The 16,291-nt window shown below is 65.4% G+C and carries 12 protein-coding genes and 1 tRNA gene; 4 read left to right on the forward strand and 9 right to left on the reverse strand.

The annotated features are described in order from the left end of the window. Positions 1-129: 129 nt before the first annotated feature. Positions 130-1,737: a calcium-binding protein gene (locus tag AC1DVR_RS04665; RefSeq protein ID WP_477999369.1), complete on the forward strand. Its 1,608-nt coding sequence runs from the start codon at positions 130-132 to the stop codon at positions 1,735-1,737. A gap of 32 nt (positions 1,738-1,769) precedes the next feature. On the opposite strand, the gene purN is transcribed toward AC1DVR_RS04665, so the two are convergent. Together purN and purM are read right to left on the reverse strand one after the other, a co-directional pair. Further along, entirely contained in the window at positions 1,770-2,387 is a 618-nt protein-coding gene (gene purN, locus AC1DVR_RS04670; RefSeq protein WP_477999370.1) for a phosphoribosylglycinamide formyltransferase, read from the reverse strand. Continuing rightward, a complete protein-coding gene (gene purM, locus AC1DVR_RS04675; protein ID WP_477999371.1) occupies positions 2,384-3,430 on the reverse strand; it encodes a phosphoribosylformylglycinamidine cyclo-ligase in 1,047 nt (348 codons plus the stop codon). The genes purN and purM overlap by 4 nt, the downstream gene beginning before the upstream one ends. Before the next feature lie 120 nt (positions 3,431-3,550). Here purM and AC1DVR_RS04680 point away from each other — a divergent pair. Beyond that, positions 3,551-3,626 (forward strand) — tRNA-Ile (locus tag AC1DVR_RS04680). A 21-nt stretch (positions 3,627-3,647) separates the two neighbouring features. Here the strand turns inward: AC1DVR_RS04680 and AC1DVR_RS04685 are convergent. Both AC1DVR_RS04685 and AC1DVR_RS04690 read right to left on the reverse strand, forming a co-directional pair. Continuing rightward, positions 3,648-4,253 (reverse strand): YdeI/OmpD-associated family protein, encoded by a 606-nt coding sequence (locus AC1DVR_RS04685; protein WP_477999372.1) that lies wholly within the window; start codon positions 4,251-4,253, stop codon positions 3,648-3,650. Beyond that, on the reverse strand, positions 4,229-5,086 hold the full coding sequence (locus AC1DVR_RS04690) for a M15 family metallopeptidase (protein WP_477999373.1): 858 nt from the start codon (positions 5,084-5,086) through the stop codon (positions 4,229-4,231). Before AC1DVR_RS04690 ends, AC1DVR_RS04685 begins: the two co-directional genes overlap by 25 nt. A gap of 261 nt (positions 5,087-5,347) precedes the next feature. On the opposite strand from AC1DVR_RS04690, the gene AC1DVR_RS04695 reads away from it, so the two are divergent. After that, positions 5,348-5,923 (forward strand): OmpA family protein, encoded by a 576-nt coding sequence (locus AC1DVR_RS04695; protein WP_477999374.1) that lies wholly within the window; start codon positions 5,348-5,350, stop codon positions 5,921-5,923. Positions 5,924-5,998: 75 nt separating this feature from the next. Then, positions 5,999-8,230, forward strand: coding sequence for a serine/threonine protein kinase (locus AC1DVR_RS04700; RefSeq protein ID WP_477999375.1), 2,232 nt, complete (start codon positions 5,999-6,001; stop codon positions 8,228-8,230). Positions 8,231-8,475: 245 nt separating this feature from the next. On the opposite strand, the gene AC1DVR_RS04705 is transcribed toward AC1DVR_RS04700, so the two are convergent. From AC1DVR_RS04705 to tssK, 5 genes are read right to left on the reverse strand one after another with little or no spacing between them, the layout of a single operon-like run. Next, positions 8,476-9,192, reverse strand: a complete 717-nt coding sequence (locus AC1DVR_RS04705; protein WP_477999376.1) for a PP2C family protein-serine/threonine phosphatase — start codon at positions 9,190-9,192, stop codon at positions 8,476-8,478. Continuing rightward, positions 9,189-9,884, reverse strand: coding sequence for a type VI secretion system-associated protein TagF (gene tagF, locus AC1DVR_RS04710; protein WP_477999377.1), 696 nt, complete (start codon positions 9,882-9,884; stop codon positions 9,189-9,191). The genes AC1DVR_RS04705 and tagF overlap by 4 nt, the downstream gene beginning before the upstream one ends. Then, on the reverse strand, positions 9,866-13,474 hold the full coding sequence (tssM, locus tag AC1DVR_RS04715) for a type VI secretion system membrane subunit TssM (RefSeq protein WP_477999378.1): 3,609 nt from the start codon (positions 13,472-13,474) through the stop codon (positions 9,866-9,868). The genes tagF and tssM overlap by 19 nt, the downstream gene beginning before the upstream one ends. Before the next feature lies 1 nt (position 13,475). After that, a complete protein-coding gene (icmH, locus tag AC1DVR_RS04720) occupies positions 13,476-14,918 on the reverse strand; it encodes a type IVB secretion system protein IcmH/DotU (protein WP_477999379.1) in 1,443 nt (480 codons plus the stop codon). 19 nt (positions 14,919-14,937) lie between these two features. Then, positions 14,938-16,278, reverse strand: a complete 1,341-nt coding sequence (gene tssK, locus AC1DVR_RS04725; RefSeq protein WP_477999380.1) for a type VI secretion system baseplate subunit TssK — start codon at positions 16,276-16,278, stop codon at positions 14,938-14,940. Positions 16,279-16,291 lie beyond the last annotated feature (13 nt).

The following is a 16,291-nucleotide window of genomic DNA, read 5'->3' on the forward strand; positions in this document are numbered from 1 at the left end:
CCCGATTTATGACCCGCTACCAACCGGGCGTCGCAGCATGTGACATTCACCCGATCCGCCATGTTGACGGGAATCACCATCTCCGGCACCGTTATTGAATTAGAAATATTTCAAGGGAGAGATGGCATTATGGCGCAGCTCAAGATCTATCAGAATCCCGATTACGCTTATTGGCCGGATATGGTGGTTGGCGGCACCGAAATATCGCATTCCGGGACATTCTACAAATATACCTCCGATGCGGGACTGACGGTTTCGCTGAATGGCACCGGATTTGTCTATGACGCCGCCGGCTTGGGCGTCGGCGGCATCGTGACCAGTGTGGTGATCCGTGATTCCACTGGTACCAAGGTTTTCGACATCACTGGGGTCTCCGCCGACCTGGATGCCGTGACCCGGTTCATTTTCGGCTTTCCACGCGAAGACCGCACGCCGCAGGATCCCGATGGCGAAAGGCTGTTCGAATACCTGCTGCGTGGCGACGATACATTGATCGGATCGGATTCCGGTGACGACATTCTGGGCAATGGCAGTGGCGGTTTCGGCAATGATCTGATCCAGGCCGGCGGTGGCGATGATTACGTCAAGGCCGATTACGGGCGTGACACGATCGATGGCGGCGACGGGTATGACGAGCTTTCCTATTTCGACCAGCCCAACGACCCGCTCGCCTATCGCGGCGTCGATGTAAATGTGGCGACCGGGGTGGCCATCGACATGTGGGGCTTTGTCGACACGATCTCTGGCTTCGAGCGGTTTCGCGACTCTGCCTTCAGCGACCTCTTTGTCGGCTCGCTCGGAGACGAGTCATTTCGCCTGTCACGTGGGGCCGACACGGTCGATGGCGGCGACGGCTACGATTTCGTGCGCTATGACCGGGCCGGACGGGTCGGCGCGGTTCAGGGCATAGTCGTCGACCTCGCTTTGGGCACGATCATCGACCCCTGGGGTCTGACGGATCGGGTCAGCCATGTTGAGGGGGTGATCGGCACCAACCGGGCCGACACCTTCCGCGGCGACGGCGCAAACAACACGTTCCAGGGCCTCAAGGGCGTGGACCGCTTTGAAGGGCGCCAGGGCTATGACCGGGTGGAGTTCTGGGCCGTGAGCGATCTGGGCGGCCACGGCGTAGTGATTGACGCCGCGCTGACCACGGGCCAGATCCGCGATGACGGTTTTGGCAATATCGAGACCGTGACCAGCATCGAGGCCTGGTCCCTTTCCGGCCTGGGCGACAGCTATAATGGCGGCACGGGAAAGGATGATGTCTGGGGTGATTCCGGCAACGACACGATCAGGGGCAATGCCGGCGAGGATTTTCTGTCAGGCGGCGATGGCAATGACGCGATCTATGGCGGCAAGGGTCCAAACCATCTGTCCGGCAATGCCGGCATCGACAGTCTTTATGGCGGCACCTCCGCCGATGATTTCAACTTCCACGAATTGGGGGCGCAAAACCGCGATTTCATCAATGGCTTCAATTCGGCGCAACTCGATGAAATCTGGCTGGATTCGCAATGGGGAGGGCTTTCGGCGGAATTTCTTACCTCGGGCCAATTTCGGTCGGGTGCCGGGGTGACTACGGCCAATACCGCGGCTCAGCGCGTGCTTTACGACACAGCCACCGGCGAGTTGCGCTTTGACGTCGATGGTGTGGGAGGCAATGATGCGGTGATCTTTGCGGTGGTGGTCAACAAGGCCGCGCTGACCTTCGCCGATTTCCACGTCTTCCTTTAGATCGCAACTCCGGGTCCGGCCCCGACGCCGCGTTACCGCAGATCGAGGCGCGTGCGGTCGCCTTGCGCAAAGCGGCGCAGCACCTGCGGGTAGAGCCGGTGCTCCTGCACCAGAACACGGGCGGCGAGGCTCGCCTCGGTGTCGCCCTTCAGGACCGGCACCCTGGCCTGGCCGAGGATCGGGCCGGCGTCGAGGTCGGCTGTGACCTCATGCACGGTGCAGCCCGCCTCGGCATCCCCGGCGTCAAGGGCGCGCTGATGGGTGTGGAGGCCCGGATATTTCGGCAAAAGCGAGGGGTGGATGTTCAGCATCCGGCCTTCGTAGCGCCGCACGAACTCCGGCGTCAGGATGCGCATGAAGCCGGCATAGGCGATGATGTCGGGGTTTGCGGCATCCAGATGGCGGGCCATCTCAGCCTCGAAAGCAGCGCGATCCTTGCCGAAGGGGCGGTGATCGACGGCAGCGGTCGCCACGCCCAGTTCGGCGGCGCGGGCCAGACCCGCGGCATCTGGCTTGTTGGAAAACACCAGCACCGGGCGGCAGGGGTGATCGCCCACCATGTCCCGGACCAGCGCCACCATGTTGGAGCCCCCCCCGGAGATCAGGATGGCCACGCGTTTGGTGGCCGAGCCGCTTTCGGCCTTGGTCACAGAAGCTTGCCCGAGTAGACCACGCCTTCGCCGGGGACGATCTTGCCCAGTTGCACGACGGTCTCACCCATGTCGGCCAGCAGCTGGCTGACCGCTTCGGCGCGTGCCGGTTCGACCACGAGGATCAGGCCGATGCCGCAGTTGAAGGTCTTGAGCAGTTCCGATTCCGCCATGTTGGCGGTCTGGGCCAGCCAACGGAACACCGGCGGCAGATCCCAGGCGCCAAGGTCGATGGCGCAGGCCAGGCCCTCGGGCAAAACGCGCGGCGGGTTCTCGGTCAGGCCACCGCCGGTGATATGGGCCAGCCCATGCACCCCACCCGAACGGATCGCGGCAAGCGCCTGCTTCACATAAAGCCTTGTCGGCGTCAGCAGTGCCGCACCCAACGAGCCCTCGGAGAAGGGCGAGGCCGCGTCCCAGCCAAGGCCGGACAGCTCCACCACCTTGCGGACAAAAGAATAGCCGTTGGAATGAACACCATCCGAGGCGAGGCCGATCAGGATATCACCCTCCGCCACGCCACGCGGCAGGTCGGTGCCGCGCTCCATCGCGCCGACGGCAAAGCCCGCAAGGTCGAAGTCGCCGCCGTGGTACATGCCCGGCATCTCTGCCGTCTCGCCGCCGACCAGCGCACAGCCGGACTTTTCACAGCCCAAGGCGATGCCGTTGATGATCGAGGTGGCCTGATCCAGCTCCAGCTTGCCGGTCGCGAAATAGTCGAGGAACAGCAGCGGTTCGGCACCCTGGCAGACCAGATCGTTGACGCACATCGCCACAAGGTCGATGCCGATGGTGGCGACATTGCCGGTATCAATCGCGATGCGCAGCTTGGTGCCGACGCCGTCGGTGGCCGCCACCAGGATCGGGTCGTTGTAGCCCGCAGCCTTCAGGTCGAACAAGGCGCCAAATCCGCCGAGGCCGCCCATGGTGCCAGAGCGGTTGGTGCGCTTGGCGGCGGGCTTGATCCGCTCCACGAGCGCATTGCCCGCGTCGATGTCGACGCCCGCATCCGCATAGGTCAGACCGTTATGCCCCGTAGCCATTCACATCTCCCGCCATATCGGATTTGCCGCCCCCATAAAGCATCAGAGGCCCGCCCGCAACCGCGCTTGACCCTGCCGCCCGCCTTGGCCTAATCAGGCCCAAGGTGAACCCGCCACAGCGGGCCTGTAGCTCAATGGTTAGAGCAGGGCGCTCATAACGCCTTGGTTGGGGGTTCGAGTCCCTCCGGGCCTACCACCCTACCCTTTGGCCGAGGCGTCAAGCCTCGTTCATGCCCTTGCCGGCGAGGATCTTGTCGCGCGCCTTCCGGATGCGGTCGGTGCGGGTGGCGGATTGTTTGGCCTCGGCGAAATGGATCAGCCAATAGCGCCGGCGGCCGGGAGTCAGGGCCTGGAAGGCGGCTTTCAGGGCGGGGTCATCGGCCAGGGCCGCGTCGAGTTCGGGTGGGGCGGGTGGCTCGGGGTCTGCTGCCAGATCAACCTTCCGGCCTTGATCCAGCAGGGTCCTGGCCTCGGCCAGATAGGCCAGGATCAGGGGGGCCTGCCCGGTGATCTCCTCGGGCGTGGTGAAGTTCAGATAGCGCGCGGCGCGGGAGTTTTCGCCGGGGCTGACCAGCAGACCCGCCTTGTCCTGCAGGAGCGCGCCCTGGAAGAAGGTCAGTCGCAGGCCGGATTTGAAGCCGCCCATGATGGCCAGATTGGCGCCCTTGTGGGTGTAGCAGGGCTGGCCCCATTTCAGCGCCTCACTGAGACCACTGTCCAGCAGCAGGGGGCGCAGCGCGGCCATCTCGGCCCGCCAGTCGCCGGGACGGGCCAGAAAGGCCTCGACTTTCGCATCGGTCAGATCTTCCCGGCCGCGATCCATTCGTTGATTTTCTCCTCGCTGACTTCGAAGTGCATCGAATCCTCGCGGCCATATGCCGCCCCCCAGACCCAGCCATCGGCGTTGAAGAAGTCGGACATGATGGTCAGGCCCAGTTGTGTGCGCCCGTCGCCCAGCGTGTCCAGCACGCCGTCGATGTTGAGGTCGACCGCGGTGCCGAAGGAATGGTTCGAGACATTGGTGGTCGAGCCGCGGATGAAGCGGACGCAAAGCGAGCCTGCGGTGTTGATCCGGGCGTAAAGGTCGGGGTCGGCGCGCTTGATCTTGTCGAAGATCACCTGCAGCGACTCGATGGCGGGTTTCAGCATCTTGACCTTGACCGGGCCGACGGTTGCATCCTCCAGCAGGGTCGAAAGACGCGGGTTGGTCATCGGCTGGCACTGATCGGACAGATCATCACGCGGCGGGCCGAATTTCTCGGTCATGAAGCTGGGGGTGGGCACCGTCAGGCCCTTGTTCAGGTTGCGGCGGTCGGCGACCAGCACCACCTGGGCATAGTTGCCGGCAATCGTGTTCTCGCCATCGGGGGTGACGATCTGCAGCGCGTTGCCTGCGGCATCCGGCGCCGCGGTGCCAACCTCGATCTTGTTCACCCGGTCTTCCAGCGAATCGACCTGATCGCGCAGCTGGTTGACCACCTCTTTCAGGCTGTCGAGGTCGCCATGCAGCAGTTCGATGTCGATGCGGGCCGAGTTGTCGACCGCCCCGCCGCCGCTGGCCACCGGCCTGGTCGGAAAGAACAGCGGGATCGACACCACGATCATGGCGGCGATCAGGACCGAGACGGAGAGCAGGATGGCGGGCAAAAGGCGCAAGGGTCACCACTAAAGCGAGGCCGCAGGGTCGGGCCGAAGGTCGGGCAGGACCGCGGGCCGGAAAAAGGCTCGCAGAATGCGCAGATAATGCGAGAAAGGGTCAGGAACGCAAGCGCCATCACGCGCCCGCCCCTGCGCCGCGCCCGCGGGTCGGTTCGCAGCCCTGCCCCCGCAAGACCCCGGCCCAAAGTCGTTGTGAACTGGGCAAAGCTGCATTAAAGTCTGGCAATTGCAATCACATTGAATTGCGAAAGGAACGCCATGAAATACGGTTTTCACTTTGCGGGCGCGGTTGCGCTCGGGCTGCTTGCCGGCAGCGCGGGCGCTGCCTTTGCGCAAGATGACAGCACCCTGACCGCCGAACAGCTGGCCGCCAAATTTCAGGCCCAGATGACCCGCGGTCTGGTCATCGCCCCTTCGGCCGGGACTGCCCCGGCGGCCACCGATCCGGGCGCCGCCGCTGCCCTGCCCGACAACACGACCTATGTCGCGATGGACCCCTCGTCGCAGGTCAACATCCAGATCAACTTCGCCTTCGACAGCGCGGCGCTTGGCGAAGGCGAGATGAGCAAGCTTTCGACGCTGTGCGACGTGATCAAGGCCTCGGACATCCCGCAGTTCAAGATCATCGGCCACACCGACAGTTCGGGCAAGGACAGCTACAACCAGAAGCTCTCGACCCTGCGCGCCGAAGAGGTGAAACGCCACCTCGTCGACGATTGCGGCATTCCGGCCGACAAGCTGGTGGCCGAGGGTGTGGGCGAGGCCTTCCCCGTCGATCCCAAGGACCCCAAGGCCGATGCGAACCGCCGCGTCGAGTTCCAGGTCGGCAGCTGAGCCCGCGGCGGGCACTCATCACGGTCACCAGAGGCCCGGGCGCTCCAAGCCCGGGCGGCAAGGCAGAGGGACGGCATGGCTGAGTCAAAACCGAGCGATATTTTTCAGCCGGGCTATCTTCTCAACAGCACCTACCGGATCGACACGATCCTAGGGCGCGGCGGCACCTCCGAGGTGTACAAGGCGCGCAACGACATCTCGGGCCGCTTTGTGGCCATCAAGGTCCTGAAGTCGGAATTTGCCGGCGACGAGGGTTTTCTGACCCTGATGCGGCGCGAGGAAGAGATCCGCGAGATCCGCCATGACGCCGTGGTGCGCTATTCGGAAAACCACCGCACGCCCGAGGGGCTGATCTATCTGGTGATGGATTATGTCGACGGGCCGGGGCTTGATGCGCTTCTGAAGGGCGGCGGGATTCCGGCCGCCGATCTGGTCAAGGTCTGTCGCCGCGTGGCCGATGGGCTGAAGGTGGCGCATGACCGCCGGATCATCCACCGCGATCTGTCGCCCGACAACATCATCCTGAAGGGCGGCAAGCCCGAACAGGCGGTGATCATCGACTTCGGTATCGCCAAGGACGCCAATCCCGGCGCGCAAACCATCGTCGGCAATGAATTCGCCGGCAAATACGCCTATGCGGCGCCCGAACAGCTGGCTGGCCAGACCGACACCCGCTCGGACCTCTATTCGCTGGGAGCGCTGCTTCTTGCAACCTTCCGCGGCAAGCGCCCCGATCCCGGCGCCAACCCGATGGAAGTGGTGCGCAAGAAGCAGGAGCCTTTGGACACCGTAGGCGTGCCCGAGCCGCTGAAAAGCCTGATCGACAAGATGTCGCATCCCGATCCGGCCAAGCGCTTCCAGTCGGCGGACGAGCTGTTGCGCGCCATCGACCACGGCATGCCTTCGGCCGCGCCGGGCGGCATGGATGACCGCACCGTCGTAGTGCCGCGCGCGGCGGCGAGTGTTGCCTCTGGCCAGGCCTCTGCCGCCCCGGCCAATCCCTATGCCCCCCCGCCCAAGGCCGAAGCGGCCAAACCCAAGGCACCTGAGATCAAAACCGCAGCGGTGGAAAAGCCCGCTGCCAAGAAATCCGGCGCCGGGGTCTGGATCGGGCTGGTGGTGTTGCTTGCGCTGGGGGGCGGCGCCGGGCTCTGGTTCTCGGGCGCGCTGAACGGGGTTTCGGCCCCGGCGCTGCCGGTGGCCGATCCCTATGCCCTGATCATCGAGCGCCCCGCCGAAGGGGCTGCGCGCGCGGTGGGGGATGTACCTTCGGCCGAGATTGCCGGGCAGTTGCAGCAGACGATGGCGGCGCTTGGCGGCACCACGGATCTGACCGTGGCCACCGGTGCCATCGGCGAGACCTGGGGCGCCGATGTGATGCAGGTGGTCCAGGCGCTGGCCAAGGTCGACAGCTGGCGCGTGGCGGTGACCGGCAACGAGGCGGCGGTGACCGGCTCCACCACCGACGATGCCGTGAAAAGCAGCGTAATGGCGGCGATCGGCACCCTGCCCGGCACGCTGAAGGGCACGGCGACGATCGAGGTTGCGGCCAGGGTGCCGCAATTCCTGACCGCGGCCGATCTGGAACCCGTGCTGACCAAGGAGGCCGATTGCGGGCCGCTGTCGCTGGTCGATGCGCCGGCGGTGGGCTATGGCAAGGGCGATACGATCTCGGTCGCGGGCCGGCTGGCGCGGCCGGAAAACCAGGTGCAGCTCTTCGATGCGATCACGGCGCTGGCGCCGGACCACAAGGTGGATCTGAAGATCGAGCTTCTGAACCCCGCGCTCTGCCAGATCGAAACCACCCTGCCCGCGGCGCATGAAGGCGGGTTCAGCTTCGATTTCGGCTATGGCGATTCCGCGGATGACAACCCTTCGGGGCGCTATTTCGTGGGCGAGAACCCGGTGATCGACCTGGTGATCCCGGCGGATGTGACCGAAGGCTATGTCTCGGTCGCGATCATCGACGTGTCGGGCAATGTCTATCACCTGCTCCCGAACCTCAACCGCAAGGAAAACGCGGTGGCGGCGCTGCGCAACGGGGCCACGGGGCCGGTCAAGGTCCGCATCGCCTATCCCTTGTCGGACAACAAGGACCCCTCCCACATCGCCTTCACCGTCGATGCGACGACCTTGGGCAAGTCGAAGGTCGTGGTGATCCATTCCGAAAAGCCGCTCTTCCCCGAGCTGCGCCCCACCACGGAATCGGTCGGCGGCTTTGCCGATGCGCTGAAGGCCGAGGTCGACGCCGGCACGCTGCAGATCCTGTCGCTGAACAGCCGCATCCTGACCAGCATCGCGAAATAACCGCCCGGGGCGCTGCACCAGCCCGGGGGGGCGCGCGGCGGCCCCGGCTGGGAGGGCTGGCTGCCCTCCCAGACCCTCCCGCGGATATTTTTGTCTGGATGAAGGGCTAGGCGGCGCCCTTTCTTTCCCCTTCATTGGTCCATAAATATCCCACGGGGTACGAGCCATGTGCCCGAGGGGCGAAGACATGGCGAGGTGGGGGGTGTGAAACCCCCGCTTCCTTGGCCGGGCGAAAGCGGCGCGGGTCAGGTCACGTCGACGACGATCACCGAGACATTGTCAGCGCCGCCACGGTCCAGCGCCATCTGGACCAGGCTGTCGGTCACGACCTCCAAGGGCGCATTGCGGATCGCGTTGCCCAGTTCGGCGATGCCGGCATATTTGTTCAAACCGTCCGAGCACAGCAGGAAACGGTCGCCCGGCAGGGCATCGCCGCGGATCTTGTCGAGCTCCAGCTCCTCGCCCACGCCCACGGCGCGGGTGATGGCGTTGGATTGCGGGTGGCTGCCGGCTTCGTCCCAGGAGATCTGGCCGGACTCGACGAGGGCGGCCACCAGGGAATGGTCGGTGGTCAGAAGGTCCATCTTGCCGTCGCGCAAGCGGTAGAGCCGGCTGTCACCAGCCCAGAGCGCGCCGAAATGGCCGTCGGCCAGCACGAGGGCCACCACGGTGGCGCCCATCACGGCATTGCGGCGCTCCGCCTCGGCGAGGATCGTGGCATGGGCCTCCTGCAGGGCGCGGCGGATGGCGCCCAGCTTCTCGGTCGCGGGCAGGTCGGGCGGCAGCAGGGCCACGGCATCGACCACCACGCGGCTGGCGTAATCGCCGCCCTCGTGGCCGCCCATGCCATCCGAGACCACCCAGATCTGCTGGTCGGGCAGGACGAGGATCGAATCCTCGTTGTGTTTACGCACGCGCCCGACATGGGTTCGGGCATTGAAACGGATGGTCCCTGCAGTCATCGTCCGGCTCCGTTTTGGGAGATGTCGCCCAGGTCAAATAGGAAATGCGCCACGTCAGGTTCGGGCAGGCCCGCGGTCAGGATCATCCGCGCCGCCCCCTCGATCCCGGTCACCCAGGCCGAGGCGCGGTGCATCTCGCCGCCCGCAAGATCGAGCGCCAGATCGGCGCAGAGCGCCTCGGGGATGGTGCCGGAGAGCACCAGCGCCGCGCCGAAAGTGCCGATGCGGGAGGGTTCGCCCATCGGGCGCAGGGCGAGGCCGGCCAGCCGCGCCTGCAAGGCGTCGCGCGTCATGGCATCGTCGAGGCAGTCAAGCGCCAGCGCCTCCAGCGCGTCCAGCACCGGTTGCTGCCACATCAGGTTGCGCAGGGGCGCCTGATCGCGCGCGCCGGTCTGGGCGAAGAGGGTCAGCGGGAACTGCCGCCCGACCCGGTCGACCGAGGGCATCATCACCCCCAGCACGCCCTGCCCGCCCGCCACCGCTGGCGCCAGGGCAAAGCGCCAGATCGGGGCGGACATGTAGCAGCCCTCGAACCGCGCAGCCAGGTTCGCCCGCGCCGCCAGAAGGATGCGCTGGACCCAGGCGTCCCAGGGGGTCACCACCTCGGAGGCCGCATCGAGGCGGAAGAAGTCGCCCAGAGACGGCATTTTGCCAAAGGCGCCAAATCCCTCCATCAAAACGACGTCGGGCAAGAGAAGGTCTTCATCGCCGGCAGCGCGAAGGCGTTGACGACCGAGCTTGTTTGCATCTCGAAGATCGCGATGCGGCCGCCGATGTTGAAGATGATCCGCCGCCGGTCGGGTGCGTTGGTCGAGCGGACCTCGGCCGAATCCAAGAGGCGGAACCAGCCCCAGGGCCCGTCCTTGCGCACGCCGCTTTCGGCGCCCTGCAGCGCGGGTTCAAACACCACCTGCGCCACGCCGACCGAACCCGGCCAGGTGATCGCGGTCGGCAGGGGCTGGCCCGCGTTCTGGGCGAAGTTGACCTGCTGGCCATCGACGATCAGCTGGACCTTGGTCGCATTGGGGTCCAAGGCCACCGGCGTGATCTGGAAGGGCACCGCCGGGGCGGCCCCGGAGGCGAAGAAGGCCTCCTTGATCTCCGTCGCGGCCTGAAGCTGGGCCAGGACGGCGGGCGAGATCCCGAGGTCGGCGCCATGCACCTGTTTCCAGGTCCAGGGCTTCTTGGTCGTGTCGATCATGTCCTTGACATTGGTGGTCATGAAACTGTCGATCAGCCCACCCGGCCCGAAGAGCTTGGCGAAGTCGCCCATCCCCATGTCCGCCGCAGCCGAGCGCACGAAGGGATAGGATTTCGCGGTGGACTGGGTGCAGAAGGGCAGCACATTCGCCGTCCAGGCCTGGTTGAGCGCGGCGCGCGTGCCCTCGGCGGTGATCCCTGCCCCGCCGGTCGTGATCTGGCTGGCCCAGCGGGCCAGAGGCCCCTGCACCTGCTGCGCCGCCTGCTGCAAGGCCGCCAGCGAATCCGCCCCGGCATTGGGGTCGGCCGAGGCGCCGCGGAAGGCGATCTTGTTCATGTCCTGATAGACCTGCGTCAGCGAGGCCATCAGGTTGTCCAGCTGCGAGGGTTGCCCATCGGCGCGCAGCACCAACTGGTGCAGCCAGGCGAACCGCTCCTCGACATAGGCGCCCGGGGGTTTCGGTGGCGGCTGACCCGCAGCCTCCGCCGCCGACTTCAGGGCGGCGAGCAGAAGCCGTCCGCGCACCGAGACCGAGCCTTCGATGATGTCCTTGCCCACGGTATTGCCGGATTCCGTGGCCAGCGTGCCGGTGTCGATCGGCGCGGCAGAGAAGTTGAGCTGGGTCTCCTTGTCCACCGAATTGAGGATGTTGACGATGGGCGAGGTCGGGCCGGACAGGATATTGGTCACCTCGACCGCCTGTTTCAGGCTCGACAGCGGCACCACGTCGATATCGCCAAGCAGCGAGTCATAGCGCGCGATATAGTCGTTGTAATAGAGGTCCAGCACATCGCGGGTGATGGCGGCCAGCGCCAGGGGCGACTGGTCGGTCTTGACCTTGGGGCCAAGGACCCAGCTGTCCTTCTGGATATTCTCGGCCACGCCAAGCGCCTGATCCTTGAAGACCTTGTTGAAGCCGTCATAGGTGAAGATCCCCTCGATCCCGGCATTCATCGGCTTGCCGGAAGTGCGGGTGAAGGCCTTTTCCAGGTTCGGCCCGCCGATATCGCTCAGACGGAAGGCCGGCAGATCCTCGGCGGCGGAGGAGTGGATGATGCCGTTGTAGACCCGCTGCGCGATGGGCATCTGGGCGAGGATGCCCTGAACCTGTTCGACCAGCGGCCCGTTCAGCGACACCTCCTGCATCGGCTGGCTGATCAGCGCGTTCAGATGGAACATGAGGTCGGTGCGGAGCGCGTCGTTCTCGGTCCCGGGGTAGGCCAGCTGCCAATCGGCGCTGAGGAAGCTGCGGACTTGATCGGCGTTCATCGGCCCCTGCAGGCCGAGCATCAGATAGACCTTCAGCGCGTCGTAAAGCACTTCCGGGCTGTTGATGTTGCTTTGCATCGTCTGTTCCATCCGCAGCAGAAGCCGCGGCAGGAAGATGGTGTTCAATGCCGCGCGGTAGCTGATGCCAGTCTGGTTGGCCAGCCCGCCGCCCTGATACAGACCCCAGGTCAGCTTGTATTCCGGCGAGAAAGGGCTCGCCGCCGCAGGGTCGACCGAGGGCGGGATCGGGTTGACCGGCAAGGCCCGCAGGATGTTGAGCGCGGGCACGGTGACAGAGGCATCGCTGTCGGCAATCGGGTTGCCGGGGATGCCGGCAGCCGCGGCCTGATAGGCGGTGACCGAGCTTTCAACGCCGGAGAGCAGCCCGAGGTTGCCCGAATAGCTGCGCCCCCAGAGCAGACCCATGGAGACCGCGACCAGCGCCGTCAAGGCAATCGCGCCGCGTTTCATCCAGCGGTAGCGCCGCTCCACCTTGTCATCGGCGGAGACCAGGCCCGCCTCGGGGAAGAGAACCTCGTTGAAGAGCCGGGTGAGGAAGAAGCTCCGCCCGGTGCCGCGCCCGGTGCCAAGTGCCTGGCGCCCGATGCCGAAGGTCCGCGCCATGCCCATCATCAGGCGGTCAATCGGCGTGCCTTCCTGCGTTCCGCTCGTGAAATAGACCCCGCGCAGCATCTGGCGGTCGTCATAGCGGTTTTCCGAGAAGACCTCGGATAGGAAAGCACTGGCCACGCCGCGGACAGAGGCGACCTGCGCCGGGAAACCCGCGATCAGGCTGCGGCGCTGGTGGTCGGTTTCCGATTGCATCCGGTCGATCAGCTGGGCGTTAAGCTGGGTGATCAGGCCCGAGAATTCCGCATCAAAGGCCGAGATCGGCGAGGCTTCCGATTTGCCCTTGGGCAGGGGCAAGGTGAAGCCCCAGACCTGCTCGCGCTCTTCCTTGCCGAGGTTGTCGAAATACTCGGTGAAGCCCGCGATCATGTCGGCCTTGGTGAAGAGCACATAGACCGGGAAGCGCACCCCCAGCTTTTCGCGCAGTTCCGCCAGACGGCGTTTCACGGCGCGGGCATGGCCCTTCTGCGTCACCTCATCCTGCATCGACAGATCCGACAGGCTGATCGCGATCATCGCCCCGTTGATCGGCTGCCGGATCCGGTGCTTTTTCAATAGGTTGAGGAAGCCGAGCCAGGCGGCATTGTCCGCCTCGGCATCGGATTCCTGCGTGGTGTAGCGCCCCGCCGTGTCGATCAGCACCGCGTCATCGGTGAACCACCAGTCGCAGTTGCGCGTGCCACCGACACCGCCAATGGCCTCCTTGCCGAACTCGTCGGCGAGCGGAAATTGCAGGCCGGAGTTGACGATGGCCGTGGTCTTGCCGGCCCCCGGCGGGCCGATCATCACATACCAGGGCAGCTCATACAGGCTGCGGCGTCCGCCCTTCGACTTCTTCAGCTTGGCAATTGCGCGGCGCATCTTGTCGCGAAGTTCGCCGAGTTCTTCGGACACGACCTCATTCTCGGGGGTCTTTTCCTCGACCCCCTTCACGATGTCCTCTTCGACGGCCTTCTCCTCGAACTTGCGGACCAGCCAGACGATGAACAGCGTGATCGCGCAGAGCACCCACAGCACCAGGATGAACATCCAGCGCCCGAAAGCCTCGTCAAACGGGCGGAAAGCGTCAGTGCCGATATAGGGCGAAAAGAACCAGACGCAGATCGACAGGATCAGGGTGACGACCGGCAGAATGAACCAGATCGAGATCAGAAAACGGCCCAGGGCCCTCAGGAATTTCATGTCAGTTGCCCTCCCCGCTCTTCACCACCAGAATTTCGATCCGGCGGTTGGCAGCGCGGCCTTCCTTGGTCTTGTTGTCGCCAATCGGGTCTTTCTCGCCATGGCCCTCGGCGATGATCCGCGAGGGGTCGCCCACCACCGGGGCGATCATCCGCATCACGGCCTCGGCCCTTGCCTGCGACAGCTCCTCATTGCTCTTGAAGCGGCCGCCGCCGACTTTGGTGCTGTCGGAATAGCCGGCCACGACGATATGGCCCTTTTCGGTCTTCAAAGCCTCGGCCACGCGGCCGACGATGGCGGTGTAGGTCTTGCTCAGCTGATCCGAGCCTGAGGCGAACATCGCCGAGCCGGAAAGGCGGATGTCCACCGTATTGCCCTTGGTCAGCACGGTGACCACGCCCTGCTTGATCTCGGGTGCCAGGAAGGACGACAGCTGCGCCAGCTTGTCGACCTCGTCCTTGGGCGGCGGCGGGGGCGGCGGCGCCGGGGCGCGGCGCAGGAGCGTCGGCGGAACCCCGGTGTCGATGGCGGAGATTTCCGCCAGAACCGCACCGCTGCGCTGGTTCAGAAGATAAGTGAAGCCGCCGAAGGCCAGGGCCAGCAAGGCCGCCGTGGCCCCCACCGCGATCCAGACCGGTTTCCAGGCCGAAAGCACCTTGTAGGGCCGCACGACACCCTTCCAGCGCGGCGAGAGGTCGCGCTCGAACTCGCCCCGCTGGCCGCGGATGATCCGGGCCAAGGCATTGCGGATCTGCAGATGCCGGTCCTGCCCGCCGTTTTCAACCCGCAGCCGGCCTTCGAAGCCAAGCGACAGGCACATGTAGAGAAATTCCAGAAGGTCGATATTGGCACCGGGGTCCTGTTCCAGCCGGGCCAGCAGGTCGAAGAAGCGATCGCCGCCCACCGTTTCGCGGTGGAAGGTGCCGACCATCGACTGCATCGCCCAGGACGATTGCTCACCCCAGGGCGTGTTCAAAACCACATCGTCCAGCGTCGCACACAAAGCATAGCGGGCGACCTTGACCTTCTGCGCATCCTCCCCCGCCTTCAGCGCGGCGTTCTCGAAGGCGCGGACCTCGGCCATCACCGATTGGCGCAGCTTCTCGGGGTCCATGTGCTGGGCGCGGTTGCGGATCCGGCTGACCAGAGAAAACAGCGGCGTCGCAATCGCCACCAGCTGGTTGACCCCGGTCATCGCAATCGTATTGGCATCCGAGGCCCCGCGCGGGGCGGCCTGCGCGGGCACGCCCATCGCCTGCGAGGGCTCGGGCGCTTGCCCCGGTGTCGCATTGCCATAGGTCTGCTGGCCGTAAGTCTGCTGTCCGTAGCTTGGCTGCGGCGGCGGCGGGGCGGCGGCGGGCGTGCTGCGCTTGCCGCCCGGATTGGGGCGGATCACCGTGCGCTCGTTGTCGTCGGGCTCGGCAAAGGGGTCATTGTTCGACATCAGATCCTCCCGAGAGCCTTCAGCTTTGGCGAATGGCCCAAAGTTCCATCGACAGCCCGGGGTAATCCCCGGACACATGTACCGCGATCCCGCCCGAGGTGGTCATCTTGGCCCAATAGGGGCTGGCCTCCTCCAGCTGGAAATAGACCACCCCGGCGTGATAGGGGATCTGGCGCGGCGCGACCGGCAACGGGCGCAACCCGATCCCCGGCAAGGCGGAGTTGACCAGCTGGCGGATTTCCTCCACCGGGCCGATCTTGACCTGACCGGCGAAGTGGCGGCGCACCGTCTCGTCCGGGATATCGGCCTTGACCGCCAGCACGAAACCGGCGGTGGACAGAAGCTTGCGGTCGGCGATGAGACCCACCGAGATGCCGTATTTGCGCGGCTCCAGCGCGATGGAGACGGCGGTCTGTTCCAGCACCGAAGACAGGTATTGCCGCAAGACCCGGATCAAGGGCGCGAAGGTGCGTGTCAGGTCATCGTGGCGATAGGCCGGAATCTCGGGCGCGCGCTTGTCGGTCGCCATGAAGGTGGCAAGTTCGCCGGCCAGCTTCACCCCTTCGGCAAAGAAATCCGCCGGATGGACATTTTCGATTGTGCCCAGATGCTTGATCAGCGGCAGAACCCGGTTGCAGACCATGAGCAGCAGAAAGTCCTGAATCTCCGCCGCCCCGCGCGTCGCCCCGCCGTCCGACAGGCGCCCGGCCAGCGCCGTGACGCGGTGGTTCAAGAGCCCCTCTAGCTCGCGCAGGAAAGAGGCCAAGGGAAAGGCCGCCCGCACATCGGTGCAGGAGGGGATGAAGGCGGTGTCGAGCACGACTTCGCGGTCGGGCCGCACCTCGATGATCCGGGCCACCGGGATCGCCAGCTTGTCGGCCAGATCATCCACCGCCAGCGCGAATTGCAGCCGCATCTTGCCGACGCCAAGGGTGACGGCCTTGCGGTCCAGAGACATGGTGTCGGTGACCTCAACCTCGGCCGGGCGCAGGCGGCTGGCGGACAGTTCCGCTCCGGTCAGATCAACCTCTTGCGACCCCTGCCGGCGCTGCGGCACGGTCAGCATGACCACGCAATCCTTGATGTTCGGCGGTACTTCCAGCGCGGGGGGATGATCCTCGGCCTGCGGGACACGGAAGACCGCACCGTCCTGCGTCAGCCCCGTCACCGATTTCAGCGCGATCTGCCCCACTTTAAGGGCGGCATCGTCGATCTCCAGCGAGGAGACGCCCCAGGCATAGGGCGTGATCCGCCGGGCCAGGCCCGCGATCAGCGCCTCGGTGTAACGGTCGGCCTGCTGGAAATGGTGCGGCTGCAAGAACAGCCCCTCCGTCCACAATACCTTGCTGTCCCAGGACAATGGCGTCTCCCTT

The organism is Rhodobacter sp. P2_H5, assembly GCF_056403335.1.

Bases quoted from the DNA above. Each gene is read 5' to 3' on its own strand.
- AC1DVR_RS04705 (WP_477999376.1), bottom strand. From the start codon at position 9,192: ATGACTGCAGGGACCATCCGTTTCAATGCCCGAACCCATGTCGGGCGC.
- AC1DVR_RS04695 (WP_477999374.1), top strand. From the start codon at position 5,348: ATGAAATACGGTTTTCACTTTGCGGGCGCGGTTGCGCTCGGGCTGCTT.
- AC1DVR_RS04700 (WP_477999375.1), top strand. From the start codon at position 5,999: ATGGCTGAGTCAAAACCGAGCGATATTTTTCAGCCGGGCTATCTTCTC.
- AC1DVR_RS04665 (WP_477999369.1), top strand. From the start codon at position 130: ATGGCGCAGCTCAAGATCTATCAGAATCCCGATTACGCTTATTGGCCG.
- purM (WP_477999371.1), bottom strand. From the start codon at position 3,430: ATGGCTACGGGGCATAACGGTCTGACCTATGCGGATGCGGGCGTCGAC.
- AC1DVR_RS04685 (WP_477999372.1), bottom strand. From the start codon at position 4,253: ATGGATCGCGGCCGGGAAGATCTGACCGATGCGAAAGTCGAGGCCTTT.
- tssM (WP_477999378.1), bottom strand. From the start codon at position 13,474: ATGAAATTCCTGAGGGCCCTGGGCCGTTTTCTGATCTCGATCTGGTTC.
- icmH (WP_477999379.1), bottom strand. From the start codon at position 14,918: ATGTCGAACAATGACCCCTTTGCCGAGCCCGACGACAACGAGCGCACG.